The sequence below is a fragment of the Streptosporangium canum genome, from assembly GCF_900113865.1.
In the GTDB taxonomy this organism is placed as follows: domain Bacteria; phylum Actinomycetota; class Actinomycetes; order Streptosporangiales; family Streptosporangiaceae; genus Streptosporangium; species Streptosporangium canum.
This window is the reverse complement of sequence record NZ_FOQY01000040.1, coordinates 1-16,923: the sequence shown is the minus strand read 5'-3', so window position 1 is coordinate 16,923 and position 16,923 is coordinate 1. Positions and strand designations below refer to the sequence as shown.

The following is a 16,923-nucleotide window of genomic DNA, read 5'->3' as shown; positions in this document are numbered from 1 at the left end:
CCTGTGTGATGTTGTGATCAACAGGTCGTCTGCTTGACGAGCGCCCTGTTCTGGAACCGGTGCACCAGCGTGATCGCCGTATACACCGCGGTCTCCTGCGTGGTCGGTTTCGTTGTCGGTCCGCCGGCGGGGTGGGCGTCATTCGCTTACCGACGCCGGGCCATTCGCGCTCGCAGCAGCTCGCGGGCCTGGAGGAATGGCGCGCGCAGGAAGGCCATGTGGTCCTCCTGTCCGTGCCTGTGGCAGGCTCGACCGGGCCACACGCTGCGGCTGCGCTCATCGATGTAGGCCAGGGAACCGTCGATGAGGTTGAGCATGTGCCGGATCGTGGCCTCGTCGAACCTGCCGTAGCCGTCCCCCGTTCGGGCGTAGACGGGCGAGGAGTGCGCCATGATCGGGCGGCCCCACACGTCGTGGTGCCGGGCGACGTCCGCGCCGGGCCCGTAGCACCGTGCCGCGATCCAGGCGTCCTCGGTGACGGGCACGTCGGCGGCCAGTTCGAGCGCGTGCGCCGGATGCGGCGAGCGGCGCTCGGCGACGACGCGGCCGTTCACCACGATCTCGATCCGCTCCAGGTCGAATATGGACTCGGCTCGGGTCTCCACCCGGACGGTGCCGTTCCCGGTCACGCGGACCTCCTGCCCGGGGCGGCGGCCGTCCACGTCCAGGTGTAGGAGCGGCCCGCTCGTCACGAACGTCGTTCCCTGCCGTACGGCCCGGCACCAGGCCCAGTAGTCCAGTTCCTGCTCCGGCGGCACATGGGCGTAGGTGCGGATGAGACCGATCGGCACCTCGCTGCTCATCTTGTCCGTGCCGCCCACCAGGGGGATCCGATAGCCGGCGTTGAGATAGCGGTAGTACTCCTGGATGTTATAGGGGTCATAGGCGATCATCTCGACGGCGTCGAGGCGTCCTGTGGCGAGGAGTGCGGCCGCCTCTCCGTTCGGCACTGGGAAATGCGCCAGCACGACGGTGCCGCCTTGCTCGTGGCATTCGTCGGCCCAGCGTGACAGCGTGCTCTCCAGGCCGCCTCCGAGTTCCGACTCCTCCGCGCCGCCGGTGCACCAGGGCATGATCGGGCGGCGCAGCCCGAGCAGGTTGATATGCCCGAGCATGCCACTGCGGTTCTCCTGCCCGGCGAAGACGTGTGTGTGGCCGTCGGCGGAGGTGTGGGGCCGGCCGGTGAACTCCTCGGTGTTGGTGAACAGGTGGCCCCATTGGCTGAGCAGGAGGTTGGTAATGCGCACGTCCTCGCCGCGCGCCTCCAGTTCGGCGCCCAGCGTCGAGACGAAGTGCACATGGGTGTCGCCGCTGTACCAGCCGGTCGCCGCCAGGTCGGCCATCCGGGTCAGGGTCAGTTCGAGCTCGGCCTGGCCCGGCCGGATCGTGACGACCGTGCGAATCGGCCGGTATTCGAACCCGCGGGCCGCCTCGACCGTGACCTCGCCCAGCGGCAGCCAGCCCTCGCAGGTGCCGTCGATGTAGGAGTACGTCGTGGCCCCGAGGCGGACATCGCCGCCGATGTCGAGGTTCCAGGTGTTGCCGTCTGAGTTGATGTGCCCGTGGTGGCCGTGCGGCGGGTACGGCACGCCGTCGGCGGACCGGAAATGGATCCGGCATGGGACCGGCTCGCCGGTGGCGGCGTCCCTGACCACGGTGCGCACCCAGGCCCGATCGGCGTCGGGAACCCGCCAGGCGACCCCGCCGTCGCTGCGCCGTCCGGCGGTGAGCAGCTCGTCCCAGCCGCAGGTGCCGATGACGGACGTCCTACGGGTGAGGGTCAGCCGCGCCGACGGGGTCGCAGCGACGCGCACGTACGCGCGGTGCTCGTCTTCGACGGGCGCCCCCCAGGCCGGTGTGCTGGCGCCCCCGGCCCTGTCCTCCGAGGCGTCCGCGCTGAGGCGGCGGTAGAGGTAGGTGGCGGAACCGCGATCGACGGTGACCGCCAGGTCCTCCGTGACCGGGCCGAGCGACGGGTCGAGGTCGATCAGGACGTCCCGCCACACCGTGCGTCCGAACGGATCCTCATCCAGGTCGCTGGTGGTCACGGCGCCGATGAGGACGCTCGGTCCCAACGAGCTGATCTTCAGGCTGTGGACCTTCACGCCCGGCCGGGGATTCCTGAAGGGCCACAGATAGAACCGGTAGGGCAGTACGTATGGCGACCTGGCCTGGGGGTCGTCGATGTCGACGAACCGCGCGCCCGCCGCGTCGAAGCGGCCGTGGGTGCGCGGCATCAGCCGGTGTTGCGCATCGGGCACGGCCAGGAACGGGGTCTGCCCCCAGTCGAGGGGGATCGCCCTGTCACTCCACAGCCGCGGCGTCGGGCCGATCTCGAAACGCTGGCGCACCGGCAGCCGTTCGGTGCCGCCGTTCTCGTACACCAGCGTGTAGTGCGCGCAGACGTCGCCGACCATCTGGCCGTCGAACAGGTCGGGCGACTCCAGGGCGTGCGCGATCACCATCCACTCGAAGGCGCGCTCCACCGGTATGGTGACGGCGCCGCCCGCGACCCGCAGCAGCGCCGCGTCCGCGGCGCGCTCGTCGCCGAACAGGAACGGGATGCCGTACAGCGTCCGCGCCCCAAGCGGGTAGGAGTCGCCGTCGTCGAGGATCGAGCGGGGCGCGTTGAGCACGCCCGTTAGGTCCATCGGCCGGTAGCCGCGTTCGGAGTCTGCCGGGTAGCGGCCGGGGTGGGCGTCGTGTTCAGCCATGGTCAGACACCAGTTCCTCCCGCCCGGCGGGCGTCTCGTCGACGGATGTACGGGCCAGCCCGGCGTAGAGCTGGGGAGAGCGGGCGCGCAGGCGCAGCGTACGGGCGACGCCGATGACGAAGGCGGCCAGGCCGACGCCGACGATGACGACGTTGGTGGCGGTGCCCGCGCCAGTCAGCAGCGGCAGGTTGGTCAAAACGAGGAAAAGCACCACGGCCAGGGCCAGGAAGCTGAGGCCGGGGGCGATCGTGGTGCGAAACAGCCCGGCCTCGGGCGCCTGACGGCGCAGGAACCGGATGATCGCCAGGCAGCACAGCGCCCACAGGCTGATGATCCCGAGGAAGCCGAGCGTGCTCCCCCATAGGAGCAGGCCCAGGTAGGGGTCGAGCCCGAAGGCGGCGAACGCGGCGACGGCCACTGCCGCCAGGGCGGTCTGTGCGAGGCCCGCGACCCACGGGGCCTTGGTCCGCGGGTGGACTCGGCCCAGGGCGCGTGGCAGGAGGCCCTCGCGGCCCATCGCGAAGAAGTAGCGGTTGGCCGCGTTGTGCAAGGCCAGCAGCGCGGCGAACGCGCTGGTCAGCAGGAGGACGTGCATCACCTCGGTGATCGGGGCGGGCACGTAGGCGTCGAAGACGGCGACGACGAGGTTGACCGGGTCTGCCTCGGCCGCCGCCGCGATCTTGTCCGCGCCGTACGCCATGACGACGATCCAGGTGATGAAGGCGTAGAAGACGGCGATGAACCCGACCGCGATGTAGGTGGCGCGCCGGACCGTCCTGATGCCGCCGCGTGCCTCCTCGCTGAAGATCGCAGTGGCCTCGAATCCCATGAAGGCTCCGGCGACGAGGGCGAACATGGCCCCGTTGCGCGGGTCGAGGACCTTGCCCGGCGCGAACGACTCGGCGGACCAGTGACCGGCTCCCCCCTTCGCCAGGACATACACCGCAAGCACGACCAGGACGGCCGTCTCCAGCACGAGCAGGACCCCGAGGATCCGGGAACTGGTGTGGATGCCGCGATATCCGAGCCAGGCGACGAGGACCACGCAGACGAGCGCGAACACATACCACGGCACGTCGCGGTGAAAGTAGTTCTTGAAGGTCTGCGTGGCGTAGACGCCGAGCGCGCCGTATGTGCTGATCTGCAGCGCGTTATAGGCCGCGATCGCGAGCATCGCCGCCCCCGAGCCGACCGGCTTGCCGAGACCGCGGGAGATGGTGGCGTAGAAGGCGCCCGCGTTGCGCACGTAGCGGCTCATGGTCATGAAACCGACGGCGAAGAGCGCCATGACCACGCCGGCGACTAGGTATCCGCCCGGTACGGATGCGCCGCCCATGAGGAAGTGCAGTGGCGCGACGGCGACGATCAGCGTCAGGGGCGCCAGCGCGGCCAGGACCGTGAAGATGAGGTCCTTGGTTCCCATGGCATCGCCGGCCAGGGCATTGGGCGCGTTCGGGGAACTCTCGGTGACATGACCTGGCATGGGGTCGCTCCTTACTGCGGGCGGTACACCGGCGCGCGGAAGAAGCAGGAAGAGAAGAGAGAGGAGAAAGCCTGGGGGGCGGGTGCGCGCCGGGCCGATGTAACGCTGGAGCCTATGGCGGGTGCGGCGAGCCGACGATTGACAATCCGTCCAGACTTCGCTGCCAGCGATGTATGTTCCGTACACTACGGCACAGATACCGCGAAACGCCCAGGCTCTGGCCGGTTCGGGGAGAGTCAGATCAAGCTCAGAGCTCTTCGAGGGTCCGGAGGGCGAGGTACAGCTCCACCCGCGTGTCCGCGTCGGCGAGTTGGCAGCCAAGGCTCGCCTCCACCTGCCCGATCCGGTGGCGCACGGTGTTGCGGTGGACGCCGAGCTCATCGGCGGTGCGGTCCCAGTGGCCGTTGTGGCGCAGCCAGACCCGCAAAGTGGTGAGCAGATCGGCGGCGTCCTGCTGGCGGCGCTCGCGCAGTGGCCGGAACCGGCGGTCGGCGTAGTGCCGTAGACGTCTCATGTCCAGCGCCCCCGCCAACCCGTCGATCTCCGTATCGCTCACCACGCAGCTGCCCTGGAACAGCGCCGTACGCAGCGCCTGGCCGGCTTCCTCGTGCGCCGCGCGCAGCCGCGTCACGGGATGGGCCGAGCTGATGCCGGCCAGCCAGCCGGCATGGGTAAGATCATCGGTGATCTGGGAGAGCGGGGCGGATTCGGGCAGCAGGGCGATGAACACCACGCCGTCCTGGTCGACGAACGGGGACGCCAGCAGGGAGGCCAACTCGCCGAGCCGGGTACGGGTGCGGGTGCGGGTGTCGGCCGCCCGATCCGTGGTGCGCGCGCAGAGGACCCGCCAGAGGGATCCCGAGCCCTGCACCCCGAAGACGGCGGCGGCGTGCTGGATCCAGCGGGGCGAGTGCGGGTCGAGCGCCAGCGCGAGCGCCGCCTGGCCGACCTGGTGGGAGGGCCAGTTGTCCGTCGGGTCCGGGATGATCAGGCTGAGCAGGGAGGCCGCCGTCAGTATGAGGGCGTGGTCGGTGACCCCGGCCACCATCGGGGCGCCGACCGCCAGCGCGTAGCCGCAGGGCAGCGGTCCGGCCACCGACTGCACCATGACGCGCTGGTCGACCGAGCTCATCGTGGCGCTCGTCGGGCGAGTGCTCACGCAGATCCGGTCGATGGCGGCGCGCACGTCGGCGTCGATGCGCGGCACCCCGCCGGACCACTCCCGTCCCCTGACCCGGTCGTACAGCACCGCCCAGCCGCCGGTGTGCGCGGCCAGCAGCTGCAGCGTCCTGGTGAGCGGCGACGGGCCGGTGGCGGTCTTGATCAGTGCGCGCTGCGCCTCGGTCAGCCGTCTGATCTCCGACAGCTCCGATGAGAGGAGCTCGCCGTAGAGCAACTCGGCGCAGGACTCGAACGCGACCGAGGCGGGGATCTCCAGCAGCGGAAGATCCTGCTCACAGCAGGCGGTCACGAGCTGGTCGGGCACGCGGTCGAAGACCGGCGTCACGCCGAACCCGAGTGCCGTGATGCCGGCCGCCTTGACTAAACGCACGTACTCCGCGCTTTGCTCGGGCCGTAGGTTGGTGCCCGCGAGAAGCAGCAGCTCGTTGCCCTGCAGATAGTGCGAGGGATCGGTCAGCTCGCTGACGTGCACCCAGCGAACCGGGGCGTCGAGGTGGTCCTCGCCCGACAGGACCGCCAGGCCCAGCTGGGCGACGAACACGCGAAGCGGGACCATGCTGTAACCCTATGTCGTCGTCGTGGTGCCCTCGCCGCCGGCCGTGCCAGCGGCCGGGCTCAGCGACTGACCGCGATGAAGATCTTCTCGCTCGGCTCCACGGTGATCCAGTCGCCGCGGAAGCCCTGCGGGATGTGGAACGACTCGCCGACGCCGAACTCTTTGCGCTGCCCCTCGGCGTCCTGGACGGCGACTCGGCCCTTGAGGATGAAGCAGATCTCGTCGTACGGCCAGGAGTCGAAGCGCACGGCGCCGGGCTCGCCCCTCCAGAAGCCGCCGGTATAGGAGGTCGCCGCGCCGCCGAAGACGCGGAACTCCTCCTCGCTCCACTCCGAGGACAGGAGGTGGTAGTCGCTCAGCGGCGGCACGAAGCGCTCGCCGTTCCGGGCGTCGATGGCCCGGACCTGGTCAATGCCGGCCTCGGAGGCCGGAACGGGGTTCGTCGAGGTGGTCACGAGGCGGCTCCGAAGCGGCGAAGGACGTTATGGGTGATGCGTTCGACGAACGGGTCGCCGAGACTAAGGACGTGGGACCACTCCGTGCTGCCGCCGTTGAAGACCTCGCCGTCCCCGCGGGTGAAGGCCGCGATCATCCCGGCGCCGCGCATCTCGCCTTCGTGCACGTAGTCGGGCAGATCGTCGCCGAGGTCCTGGTTGTAGTCGTAGACCTCTTCCTCGGGCCCGCCGATCGGCACGCGGCCGCCGAAGCGGTCCTCCTCACCACGTACGGCGGGTGCGAGAGCGAGGATCTCCAGGGACTTCGGGGCGCCGTCCTCGAACGTCGGGTACGGCAGGCCGCGCCGGAAGGTGTACTCGACCGAGTCCAACTCGAAGGCGGCCAGGAACGAGGGAGGGCCGCCGAGCAGGTCGCCGTAGTAGAGGTCGGTGCCCTCCATCGCCCAGTGGTGCGGCCGGTAGACGGTGAATCCTCCCGACGAGCGGGGCGTGGCCACGCCGTAGCGGTTGTAGATCCCGCCGAGACCGTTGAGGCCCATGGTGGTCGCGCCAGGTCGGCCGACCGACTTCGCCTCCCACACGGTCGTGGCGAGGTGGGGCGTCTCGTCGGCGGCGGGGTCCAGGGACGGCAGCCGGTAGCAATACTGTGTGGTCTCGTCCTCGCTGAGCCGCACCTGCCACTGGTAGTTGCCGCCGAACCTGGCGAGGTTGCCGCCGCCGTCCACGTAGGCGTCGACGGTGTCGCGCATCGGCCACGACCAGTACTCGTCGTGGCCGATGATGACGACGCAGGAGTACCCGTCGAGCGCCTGCGGGTCGAAGTGCAGATCGTGCTGGGTCAGGTAGTCCAGTTCGTATCCGTTGCGCTCGGCCCACACCACGAAATGCCGCTCGTAGGTCGCCCAGAAGGCGTCGGCATGGTGGCGGCTGTAGCCGAAGAGGCGCGCCCACTCATAGGAGGGGTAGCGGGGGGCGCCGCCGATGGGTAGCACACCCGGGTTGGCCTCGCGCGGCGCCCCGGCCGGCTTGCGGATCATGCCCCGGGCGATGGGCCGCTGCGTCGAGGCGAGCGGCGACCCGGCGTCGTGGCGCGGGTCGTCCCCTAGGCCACGGTAGTGGTTGGCGCCACCCCAGTCGTTGTAGGCCAGCATCGTGCTGGTGGTCAGCACGAGCGCGGTGCGGGCCCGCCGGTGCGCCGGGGCCTTCACGACGAAGAAGTGGTCGCGTTCCCACAGTTCGCCCTCGGGGGAGGTCGCGCGGACGGTCACGATGTAGAAGCCGCTCCGCCAGTCGTCCGGGATCTCCAGCTCCAGCCCCACCGGCCAGCCGCAGCCGGCGGCGTGCGCATCGGCCGGCGCCTCGAAGCGGCCCGCCGACAGGCCCTGCCGCGACCACACCACTTGCGGCTCCAGTCCGTCGCAGACCACCTCCAGGTCGAAGGACGGGACGCTCGCGCTGAGGTGGAATCGCACAGTCTCACCCGGAAGGTAGGAGAACCGGTCGGTGTAGCACCAGACCTCGGCCGTGTCCGGCGTGACGAACGCGCGTTCCGACGGCCAGCCCTTGGGCGACCAGGCGAAGGCGGCCGGAAGCCTGGCCGCTGTGATCTTTTCGCTCACGATTCTCCTCGGCTCGTACGTGAAGACCGAGTCTATGAACGGGCCGGTGACGCGAAAGTGGATGAATCGTACAATGCCTCCCGTCTCTCATGGACGGTCCAGCCAGAGGCGGCGCGCCCCGCTCCGGCTAGTGTCGGCCCGCGTCCGCCGCCTCTTCGTGAAAGGACCGACCACGATGGCCGAGCCCCGAGGACCCGTCGACTCCTCCCGCATCCCGCGCTTCGCCGGCCCGGCGACCTTCGCCCGGCTGCCCCGCCTGGAGGAGGTGGGGCGCGCCGACGTGGCGATCGTCGGCGTGCCGTTCGACAGCGGGGTCTCCTACCGGCCCGGCGCACGGTTCGGCCCTTCGGCCGTCCGCGAGGCCAGCCGCCTGCTGCGGCCCTACCACCCCGGCCTGGACGTCTCACCGTTCGCGACCCAGCAGGTCGCCGACGCCGGGGACATCGCTTGCAACCCCTTCGCCATCAACGAGGCCGTCGAGACCATCGAGGAGGCGGCCTCCGCGCTGACCGCTGACGGCACCCGCCTGGTCACCATCGGCGGCGACCACACCATCGCGCTGCCGCTACTGCGCGCCGCCGCCCGCGTCCACGGTCCGGTCGCGCTGCTGCACTTCGATGCACATCTGGACACCTGGGACACCTATTTCGGAGCTGAGTACACCCACGGCACGCCGTTCCGGCGCGCGGTGGAGGAGGGCATCTTGGACACCGAGGCGCTCAGCCACGTTGGCACCCGCGGCCCGCTGTACGCCAAGAAGGACCTCGACGACGACCGGCGGATGGGCTTCGGCGTGGTGACCAGCGCCGACGTCATGCGGCGCGGCGTGGATGAGGTGGTGGACGCGCTGCGGCAGCGGATCGGGGAGCGGCCGCTCTACCTGTCCATCGACATCGACGTGCTCGACCCGGCGCACGCGCCCGGTACCGGGACCCCGGAGGCGGGCGGTCTGACCAGCCGCGAGCTACTGGAGATCCTGCGTGGCCTGGCGGGGGCGAACCTGGTCGGCGCGGACGTCGTGGAGATGGCTCCGGCCTACGACCACGCCGAGATCACCTCGGTCGCGGCCTCGCACGTCGCGTACGACCTGGTCAGCCTCTTCGCCTTGAACGAGAAGCACGGCACGCCCGCCGAGCGTGGCTGAGCCGATGCCGCCCTCCGTAAGGAATAACCCTTGCAGGTCGCCGCTCTGGAGCGGTCAGCGGGGCCGTCGGCGGGCGGCGGGCGACGGGGTCGGCGGCGGGCGGCGGGGTCGGCGGCGGGGTCGGCGGCGGGTGCGCGCCGGTCTGCGAGGAAGAGCGGCCCGTAGGTTCCCCACGGAGCAGCCGGAGCAAGAGGCGAGCGGTGCCTGTGGCCCAGTGCACGTATTCGGTCGCGAGGCCCTTGGAGGTGACGCGGCTGGCCGCCGACCGCAGGTGCCGCCCTTTGGCGTTCGTCCTGGCCGCGGGACAGGCCGCCGACAGCCCGCACCTCGTCCCCGTGCTCCAGAAGGTGCGCATTCGCCTGCCCGTCGGCCGTCCCCGCCCCCCCGCCCCCGCACCCGGCGTGGTCGCCGGCGACAAGGCCCACTCCTGCCGCGCTAACCGCGCCTACCTGCGCGAACGCCATATCAAAGCGGTCATCCTTCGTGCGTCGATCATCTGGATCGGCGACCTCCTCCAGACGACCTGTTGATCACAACATCACACAGGCCCTAGTCCGGGCTGCAGATCACAACGGGCTCGTGGCGGACCGGGAAGTTGACGGAGTTGGCGATGAAGCACATCTCGTGGGCGCGCCCGTGCAGTGCCGTGGCGCGTTCGACCTGTTCCGGAGCGGCGACGGTCACCCGGGGCCGCAGCACGACCTCCTCGAAACGGCCGCCGCCCCCGGCCTCCTCCAGCATGGTGCCGCGCGGGCGGTCGGTGTAGGCGGTGACCACGACTCCGGCTCCGGCGCACAGGCCGAGATACCAGAGCATGTGGCACTGCGACAGCGAGGCGACCAGGAGCTCCTCGGGATTCCACCGGTCCTGGTCACCTCGGAACGACGGGTCGGAGGAACCGGCGATCGGCGTCTTGCCGTCGGCGCCGATCTCGTGCGCCCGCTCGTAGGCGCGGTAGGCGCTCGTGCCGGTGCCGCTGTTCCCGGTCCACGTCACGTCCACCTCGTAGTGGTGAACCCTCGCCATCGCCTTCTCCTTCCGTCCGAAGCGGCTGTGCCCATGGTGATTGTGCCCGTGGTGACACCGGCTCCGTGGCACCGGGGCCGGGCGGGCACAATTGGGCGGCGACCAGCCTCGTCGCCCGCTCCCGGAGAGCCCGTACGAGGGCGGGTGCACCCTGGACGGCGACCGGCACCCCTCACCCACTCCCGGAGAGCCCGTACTTGGCCCGCGCGGCGGCGGTCCTGTCGGGCAGGAACTCGGTCGGCCACGGCCCCTCGGCCGGGGAGTAGTCGCGCAGCACCCGCCGGGAGATGGAGGCCAGGTGCACCTCGGTGGGGCCGTCCATGATGCCCATCAGCGGCGCGCTCTGCCAGAGCCTGGCGAGCGGCGTCTCGTTGGAGACGCCGAGCGCGCCGTGGATGTGCATCGCGCGGTAGACGACATCGTGGAAGACCCTGGCGGCGGCGACCTTGCAGGCCGCGATCTGCGTGCGGGCCTCCCTGGTCGAGGACTGGTCGATCAGCCACGCGGTGTGCAGGATCATCAGCCGGAACTGCTGGATCTGGATGTAGGAGTCGGCGATGGCGGCCTGCACCATCTGCTTTTCGGCCAGCAACCCGTCGTGCGTCTGCCTGGAGAGCACCCGCTCGCACATCATGTCGAAGGCCTTCTTCACCGCCGCCACCGTGCGCATCGAGTGGTGGATGCGCCCGCCGCCCAGACGGGCCTGGGAGACGGCGAAGGCGCCGCCCTCCTCGCCGAGCAGCGCCTCCGGCGGGACGCGGACGTCGTCGTAGCGGATGTGGGCGTGCGCGCCGTGGCCGGGCCGCTCGCCTATCGTGCCGATGTTCCGCAGGATCTCGACGCCGGGCGTGGCCGTCGGCACGAGGAACATCGACATCCGCTTGTAGGGGTGGGCCTCGGGGTCGGTCACCGCCATCACGATCAGGAAACTCGCCGACGAGGCGTTGGAGGTGAAGTACTTCTCCCCGCTGATCACCCAGTCCCCGGAGGCGTCCCGTACCGCGCGGCAGCGGAACAGGCGCGGGTCGGCGCCCGCGTGCGGCTCCGTCATGGAGTAGGCGGAGAAGCACTCGCCGTCCAGCAGCGGCTGGAGGTAGCGCTCCTTCTGCTCGGCGGTGCCGTACATCGCGATGATCTCCGCGTTGCCGGTGTCGGGGGCCTGGCAGCCGAAGATGACCGGCGCCCAGCCGGACCGGCCGATGAGCTCGTTCATCAGGGCCAGCTTGAGCTGCCCGTATCCCTGACCGCCCAGCTCGGGGCCCAGATGGCAGGCCCACAGGCCCTGGTCCTTGACCTGCCGCTTGAGCGGCTCGACGATCCCGCGCAGCCTGTCGTCCATGTCCCGGTGGGCGTGACCGCCGAAGACGAGGTCGAGCGGCTCGACCTCGTCACGGATGAAGGCGTCCATCCAGTCGAGCTTCCTCTGGAACTCCGGCTCTGTGAAGAAGTCCCACATGGCGCCTCCCTGATGCCCTATCCGAATAACGTTCGGTTCGGCGCGAACTTATAATGTGACCGCATTAACAGTCAACGGCCGGGAGGCGTGATGACACGTCTGACGGGGACCCGCGAGCGGTTGATCGCCGCGGCCGAGGAGCTGTTCTCCACCCGGGGCATCGGGGCCGTCAGCCTGAACGAGATCGTCCGGGCCGCCGGGGCGCGCAACGCGACCGCGCTGCAATACCACTTCGGCGACCGGGCCGGGCTGCTGCGCGCCGTGCTCGACAAGCACGCCAGGGACGTCGACGAGCGACGGCACGCCATGCTCGACGCCTACGAGCTCGGCCACCCCGAAGCACCGCGGCCCGGCACGCCCGGCCATCCCCGGACACCCCGACCCGACGCGCCCGACCATCCTCAGGCGCTCTCGCCGGCCGCCGCCCTCGTCCACCCGCCGGCGCTCTCGCTGGCCGCCGCCCTCGTCCACCCGCCGGCCGCCAAGCTGGCCGACCCCGACGGCGGCCCGGCCTACCTGCGCATCACGGCCGAGCTCATCAACCACCCCGCGGCATCACTGGCCACGGCCGAGCAGGACGACCCCGCCGGGAGCATCCACCGCTGGCGGCGGCTGGCCGCGCCGGTGCTCCAGCAGGACGCGGTCCGGCTGCACCGGCGCCTGGTGGCCATCCGGTTCACCATGGTCGAGCTCGGCCGGCGGGCCCGGTCGGGGCCGCACGCCGACGACCGGCTGTTCGTCGGCCACCTCACCGACCTCGTCGCCGCACTCCTGCTCGCGCCGCTGTCGGAGGAGACCCTCCGGCTCGCCGCCGAACGCGACGCCGTGACCGGCGCCTGAGAGCCGGCCTCCCCCGGGAGGACACCGGCCGGACCGCCTTCACACAGGTTTCCTCCGGGCCCTCCGGCGCGGGACACCGGAAATCAGCGAAGAGTGACGGAGGATTGACCGACAGCGATCAGGGCGCGTCTCAGACCCGTCCCTTCCCTCACCCTCGGGAGCCCCTTGATGCAGTTCAGCCGCCTCCTCTCCGCCGTCACGCTCGGCGCCGTACTCACCGGATGCGGCGGCGCGGGTGCCGCCGTCCCCGCCGTGACCGTCACCACGCCCCAGCCCGCCCCCCTCACCGGGGACGCCGGGGACGGGCCCGCCAAGTCCGGCGAACCGGCCGCGGAGAGGAAGTCGCTCCCCGACGTGGTCGGCATGAACCTGCAGCTGGGACAGGACACGATGCAGGCCGCGGGCTTCTACGTCCTGGACGACCAGGACTCCACAGGTCAGGGCCGGCTCCAGATCTTCGACCGCAACTGGGTGATCACCGAGCAGGATCCGGCGGCCGGTCAGAAGGTCGCGACCGACACACGGGTCACCCTGTACGCCAAGAAGTACGGCGAGTAGGAGGAGCCCGAAAGCCCGAGCCCGGCAGCGGGAGCGGCGCCGGCACCAGGAGCGGGAGCGGGAGATGTACGGCGGGCCGGGGAGCGTGGCGGCCGGACGGCTGCCGCGCCGAGGCTCAGGGCGGCCCGGCGGGACGTGGCGAGGCGTGCCGGGGACCTCGGGCAGCCGGCAGGTTGGCGAGATCCTTAACCGCGCCCAGGCCGCCGGCACCGGGATGACCTACCGGGCCATTGCCATCCGGCCCCGAGGTCCCCTCATGGGAGCATGGGCCTCCGGCGACGGTCAGTAACCGACTGTGACCGAAAGCTTCCTTTCGGCGCCTGTCCGCTATCTGAGGGTAATCCGATCGGCCGAAGGCTTTGGGCTTCTCTGGATGACCGTCGAAGTTCCCTCCGCCTAACGTGGAGTTCCAGCTCCGCCTCACCTGGAGTCCCTGTTCTACGCCGTGTCGGCGTCGTCCGCGATACCGGCACGGCGTCCTGCCAGCCCGGGCATCGCCCAGGGCGCAACCGATTCGACGTGGAGTGATCTGTCATGATCGAAATCAGGAACGCTCTCGCGGCCGGAACGATGGTCGCCTCCGCCCTCATCGCTCCGGTGACGATGCCGGCCCAGTCCGCCGGTGCCGAAAGCACGGCCAGAAGCACCTCCGCATCCCATCTCACTACCGTTCAGAAGCCCTGCTCGAAGCACAAGAACCCGGCCAAGTGCCGTGCCCGGCACAGCGGAGGCGGGCACGGCAAGGGCGGCGGTGTCGGCAAGGACATCATCGGCGACCTCGACGACGACCACGGCCCCGGCAGCAGCGGTGGCGGCTCCGGCATCAACAACTGACAGGCCCGCCGTACGCCCCCGCCACGGGCACGGTGCGCTCTTCGCGGCAATCTTCGCGGCAAGAGGAGCGCGGTTCCTCCCCCTGCCCGGGTACGGCCCCGCCGGAGGTCAGGGATAGGCCAGGTAGAGGAGCTTCCAGGTGCCGGCGTACAGGCAGTTCAGGGTCGGTTTCCTGGCCTTGCCGTGGCTGCACACCTTCAGCTCGACCTGGTAGACGTTCCGGTGGGAGAAGCTGAAGGACGTGGGGGCCGAGGCCGTACAGTCGCGGAAGTACTTGTGGGTGAAGGGCAGGTTCCCGTCGCCGGTCCGGTAGGTGATCCGGAAGACCGCCCACGCGCAGCCGGAGTCGTCGGGGGTGCGGTCGGTCACCTTGCCTCTCACCTGGACGGTGCCGACCGGCTGGAAGAGATCGGGGTTGATGCCGATCGCCCTGAGCCGGCCCTCGGCCGTGGCCTTCTTCCCCGGAGCGCTGTGCGGCCCCCACGACTTCCAGGAGGCCGCCGGCCCCTGGGCGGTCGCGGAGGCCGGCGCCCCGGTGACCGCCTGGGCGGCGGCCGGGATGACCACGACGGAGCCTGCGGCGAGGGCGAGTCCGGCGAGGACGCGGGTGAGGGCCGGCAGGAAAGCCCTCCGCGCGGAGGGGCGGTGGGGCGACGATGAACGGTGGACGACGGTCATGCCGATACTCCCGGGGGGGTCGAGGGCGGGAAGGCGGGCCGGTAGAGCTCAGGTGCGCTGCTGCAGGGTGTAGAGGCGGATCTCGATGCCGTCGGGGTCGGCTATGCCACCGATCAGCCATCCGACGCTGCCCTCGGTGATCCCGGAATGAGGCGTGCCGGTGGCGTCCAGGTGGTCCGACCACTCCCGTAGCGCGTCGTATGTCGGCACGCCGAGCGCGACGGGGTTGAATCCGCACATCTGCCCGGCCAGCCGAGATTCCTCGCGCAGCGCCAGCATGAGGGTGTCCGCCTGGTCGCGCAGCGCCACGCCGCGCAGCACGCCCGCCTCGACGAACTCGATCGCCACGTCGAAGCCGAGCACGCGCCGGTACCACTCGATGCTTCTGCGCACGTCGGAGACGGGCAGCTTGACGTGATGGAATCCGCTCAACGCCGTCATCGATCACCTCTCCCGGCCGGTGCCGGCCGCCTGCACGGAGCCGAAGAGATTAGAGTCACATTTTAGAGTGTTACTATAATTTGGTGTCAGAGGTCAATGGTCTCAGCCGGAGGTCCGCGCAGACCAGGCGCCGCATCGTCGAGGCCGCGCACGGACTGTTCGCCACCCGCGGCTACACCGGGACGACCTTCCAGGAGGTCGCGGACGCCGCCGGCGTGTCGGCCCCGACCGTCTACTTCCACTACGGGAACAAGAGCCAACTCCTCAAACACGTCGTCGACGTCGCCTCGGTGGGCGACGACGAGCCCGTCCCGCTTCTCGACCGGCCCTGGTTCACGGCGCTGAGGACGGCGCGGGACCCGGCGGTGGTCATCCGGCGGTGGGTCCACGAGTCCGGCGTCATCCTCGACCGGGTCGCCCCCATCCTCGCGGTGGTGCGCGACGCGGCGGCCGGCGATCCCGACATGGCCGCCCAGTGGGCGCAGAACAGTGAGCAACGACGCACCGCCCATGGCACGTTCGTCACCGTCCTCGCCGGCCTGCGCGCCCTGAGGCCGGGCCTGACCCGGCGCCGGGCCGCCGACGTCACCGTCGCGCTGCTGTCACCGGACCTCTTCCTCGTACTGACCCGCGAATGCTCGTGGAGCATGGCTCGCTGGGAGACATGGGCTGTGGATCATCTGGCTCACGGCCTGCTCCCGGATCCCCGGTGAAGCCCGCGGCACCGTAGCCCGGAGCGCCGTAAGACGAAACGACGTAGCCCGGAGCACCGTAGGACGGAACGCCGCAGGAAGGAACGCCATAGCCCGCAGTGCCGTAGGACGGCGGACGCCCGCCCGCCCGCATCCGTGGCGGGAAGGGCGTCGGCCGGGGCCGTCCGGCAGCGGAAAACCGCCTGCCCGCCGGCCGGGCGGGGCGGTTACGATCACACCATGATCACTACATGGGAGCCCACGACGGCGGGTGTGCTGCGACTGCCCTCGGGCCGGCTCGTCCGCGGCCGGGGACTGAGCCGGCCGCTCCCGCAGGGCCCGGAGCCCGCCTTCGCCCTCTACCTGCTGGGCCACCAGCCCCCGCCCGTCGCCTGGGAGAACCGCTGGCTCCGCTGGCCCGACTTCTGGCTGCCGTCCGACCGCACGGCGACCGGCGACGCGCTGCGCGAGGCATGGGCACGCGCCGAGACCGAACGCGTCGAGGTCGCCTGTGCCGGCGGTCAGGGGCGCACCGGTACGGCCCTGGCCTGCCTCGCCGTGCTCGACGGGGTGCCCAACCGCGAGGCGGTCGCCTACGTCCGCGCGCACTACGCCCCGCGCGCCGTCGAGACTCCCTGGCAGCGCCGCTTCGTCTCCCGCTTCCGGTAGGCCCCGCTCATCGGTCACGCCCTCGGGACGCTCCCGTGCCCAGGAGCACCCGTACATTCCGCGATCAGGACACCTGAGCACCCCTTCCGGGTGTAGAAAGTGCCTCACAGCGCGAAAGCGGTTGTGAACAGACCACAGGAGCCCGTAAGAGCATGACCGGAAACCCGGTCACCTGCGCAAACGAAGACGGCCCTGAGCCGGTGCGATCAACACCGGCCCAAGGCCTTGATCAGTCAACCTGCTAGCACAGGAGAAGGATCCATGCCCAAGGGTATCGGTGCGTCCGCACCCATTTCAAACACCCCGTCTGACCAGGCGTTCAGCGCCCGTCGTCGAGCCCGTCCCCCGGTTTCGGAGCGCGGACGGAGCGTCCGGCGCGCGACATCCCCTACCAGCCGGTTCAGTAAGATCGCCCACCGGTGGTCTCGCGACGAACGGCTGTCGTGGAAGGCCCGCGGTCTCCTGGCCTGGCTGAACTCCCACGCGCCCGGGTTCCGGATCTCGGAGAAGCGCATCATCTGCGCCGCCCCCGACGGCCGCGACGCGACCCGCACCGCCATCAGGGAGTTGGAGTCC

The 16,923-nt window shown here is 70.5% G+C and carries 16 protein-coding genes and 1 pseudogene; 8 read left to right on the top strand and 9 right to left on the bottom strand.

The annotated features are described in order from the left end of the window. Positions 1 to 146: 146 nt before the first annotated feature. The 5 genes from BM085_RS36750 to BM085_RS36730 all read right to left on the bottom strand — a co-directional run bounded on the left by BM085_RS36750 (position 147) and on the right by BM085_RS36730 (position 8,009). Positions 147 to 2,714 (bottom strand): CehA/McbA family metallohydrolase, encoded by a 2,568-nt coding sequence (locus tag BM085_RS36750; protein WP_093891386.1) that lies wholly within the window; start codon positions 2,712 to 2,714, stop codon positions 147 to 149. After that, positions 2,707 to 4,197, bottom strand: coding sequence for an APC family permease (locus BM085_RS36745; RefSeq protein WP_093891385.1), 1,491 nt, complete (start codon positions 4,195 to 4,197; stop codon positions 2,707 to 2,709). The genes BM085_RS36750 and BM085_RS36745 overlap by 8 nt, the downstream gene beginning before the upstream one ends. A 247-nt stretch (positions 4,198 to 4,444) precedes the next feature. After that, complete coding sequence (locus tag BM085_RS36740) at positions 4,445 to 5,935, bottom strand: PucR family transcriptional regulator (RefSeq protein WP_093891384.1); 1,491 nt, start codon at positions 5,933 to 5,935, stop codon at positions 4,445 to 4,447. 59 nt (positions 5,936 to 5,994) lie between these two features. Further along, positions 5,995 to 6,390, bottom strand: coding sequence for a cupin domain-containing protein (locus BM085_RS36735; protein ID WP_218158931.1), 396 nt, complete (start codon positions 6,388 to 6,390; stop codon positions 5,995 to 5,997). Beyond that, on the bottom strand, positions 6,387 to 8,009 hold the full coding sequence (locus tag BM085_RS36730) for a N,N-dimethylformamidase beta subunit family domain-containing protein (RefSeq protein ID WP_218158930.1): 1,623 nt from the start codon (positions 8,007 to 8,009) through the stop codon (positions 6,387 to 6,389). The genes BM085_RS36735 and BM085_RS36730 overlap by 4 nt, the downstream gene beginning before the upstream one ends. 175 nt (positions 8,010 to 8,184) lie before the next feature. On the opposite strand from BM085_RS36730, the gene speB reads away from it, so the two are divergent. Both speB and BM085_RS36720 read left to right on the top strand, forming a co-directional pair. Continuing rightward, on the top strand, positions 8,185 to 9,153 hold the full coding sequence (speB, locus tag BM085_RS36725) for an agmatinase (RefSeq protein WP_093891382.1): 969 nt from the start codon (positions 8,185 to 8,187) through the stop codon (positions 9,151 to 9,153). Between the two features lie 254 nt (positions 9,154 to 9,407). Further along, positions 9,408 to 9,632, top strand: a pseudogene (locus BM085_RS36720) (IS5/IS1182 family transposase); the annotation flags it as partial. A 70-nt stretch (positions 9,633 to 9,702) separates the two neighbouring features. Here the strand turns inward: BM085_RS36720 and BM085_RS36715 are convergent. Together BM085_RS36715 and BM085_RS36710 are read right to left on the bottom strand one after the other, a co-directional pair. Next, positions 9,703 to 10,179 (bottom strand): OsmC family protein, encoded by a 477-nt coding sequence (locus tag BM085_RS36715; RefSeq protein WP_093891381.1) that lies wholly within the window; start codon positions 10,177 to 10,179, stop codon positions 9,703 to 9,705. 172 nt (positions 10,180 to 10,351) lie between these two features. Beyond that, positions 10,352 to 11,635 carry an acyl-CoA dehydrogenase family protein gene (locus BM085_RS36710; protein ID WP_093891380.1) on the bottom strand — a complete coding sequence of 428 codons (1,284 nt, stop codon included), beginning with the start codon at positions 11,633 to 11,635 and terminating at the stop codon, positions 10,352 to 10,354. 90 nt (positions 11,636 to 11,725) lie between these two features. Here BM085_RS36710 and BM085_RS36705 point away from each other — a divergent pair, with 90 nt between their 5' ends. From BM085_RS36705 to BM085_RS36695, 3 genes are all read left to right on the top strand, one after another. Beyond that, on the top strand, positions 11,726 to 12,475 hold the full coding sequence (locus BM085_RS36705; protein WP_093891379.1) for a TetR family transcriptional regulator: 750 nt from the start codon (positions 11,726 to 11,728) through the stop codon (positions 12,473 to 12,475). A 168-nt stretch (positions 12,476 to 12,643) separates the two neighbouring features. Further along, positions 12,644 to 13,033 (top strand): PASTA domain-containing protein, encoded by a 390-nt coding sequence (locus BM085_RS45525; protein ID WP_143121225.1) that lies wholly within the window; start codon positions 12,644 to 12,646, stop codon positions 13,031 to 13,033. Positions 13,034 to 13,567: 534 nt separating this feature from the next. Next, complete coding sequence (locus BM085_RS36695; protein WP_093891378.1) at positions 13,568 to 13,867, top strand: hypothetical protein; 300 nt, start codon at positions 13,568 to 13,570, stop codon at positions 13,865 to 13,867. Positions 13,868 to 13,975: 108 nt separating this feature from the next. Here the strand turns inward: BM085_RS36695 and BM085_RS44905 are convergent, their stop codons facing one another. After that, positions 13,976 to 14,545, bottom strand: coding sequence for a hypothetical protein (locus tag BM085_RS44905; RefSeq protein WP_093891377.1), 570 nt, complete (start codon positions 14,543 to 14,545; stop codon positions 13,976 to 13,978). Positions 14,546 to 14,593: 48 nt separating this feature from the next. Continuing rightward, complete coding sequence (locus BM085_RS36685) at positions 14,594 to 14,986, bottom strand: VOC family protein (RefSeq protein ID WP_093891376.1); 393 nt, start codon at positions 14,984 to 14,986, stop codon at positions 14,594 to 14,596. An 83-nt stretch (positions 14,987 to 15,069) separates the two neighbouring features. Here BM085_RS36685 and BM085_RS36680 point away from each other — a divergent pair, with 83 nt between their 5' ends. From BM085_RS36680 to BM085_RS45520, 3 genes are all read left to right on the top strand, one after another. Beyond that, entirely contained in the window at positions 15,070 to 15,699 is a 630-nt protein-coding gene (locus BM085_RS36680) for a TetR/AcrR family transcriptional regulator (RefSeq protein ID WP_093891424.1), read from the top strand. A gap of 219 nt (positions 15,700 to 15,918) precedes the next feature. After that, positions 15,919 to 16,347 (top strand): protein-tyrosine phosphatase family protein, encoded by a 429-nt coding sequence (locus BM085_RS36675; RefSeq protein ID WP_093891375.1) that lies wholly within the window; start codon positions 15,919 to 15,921, stop codon positions 16,345 to 16,347. A 261-nt stretch (positions 16,348 to 16,608) separates the two neighbouring features. After that, positions 16,609 to 16,923: hypothetical protein (locus BM085_RS45520; RefSeq protein WP_218158929.1), on the top strand; the 315-nt coding region annotated here is incomplete at its 3' end.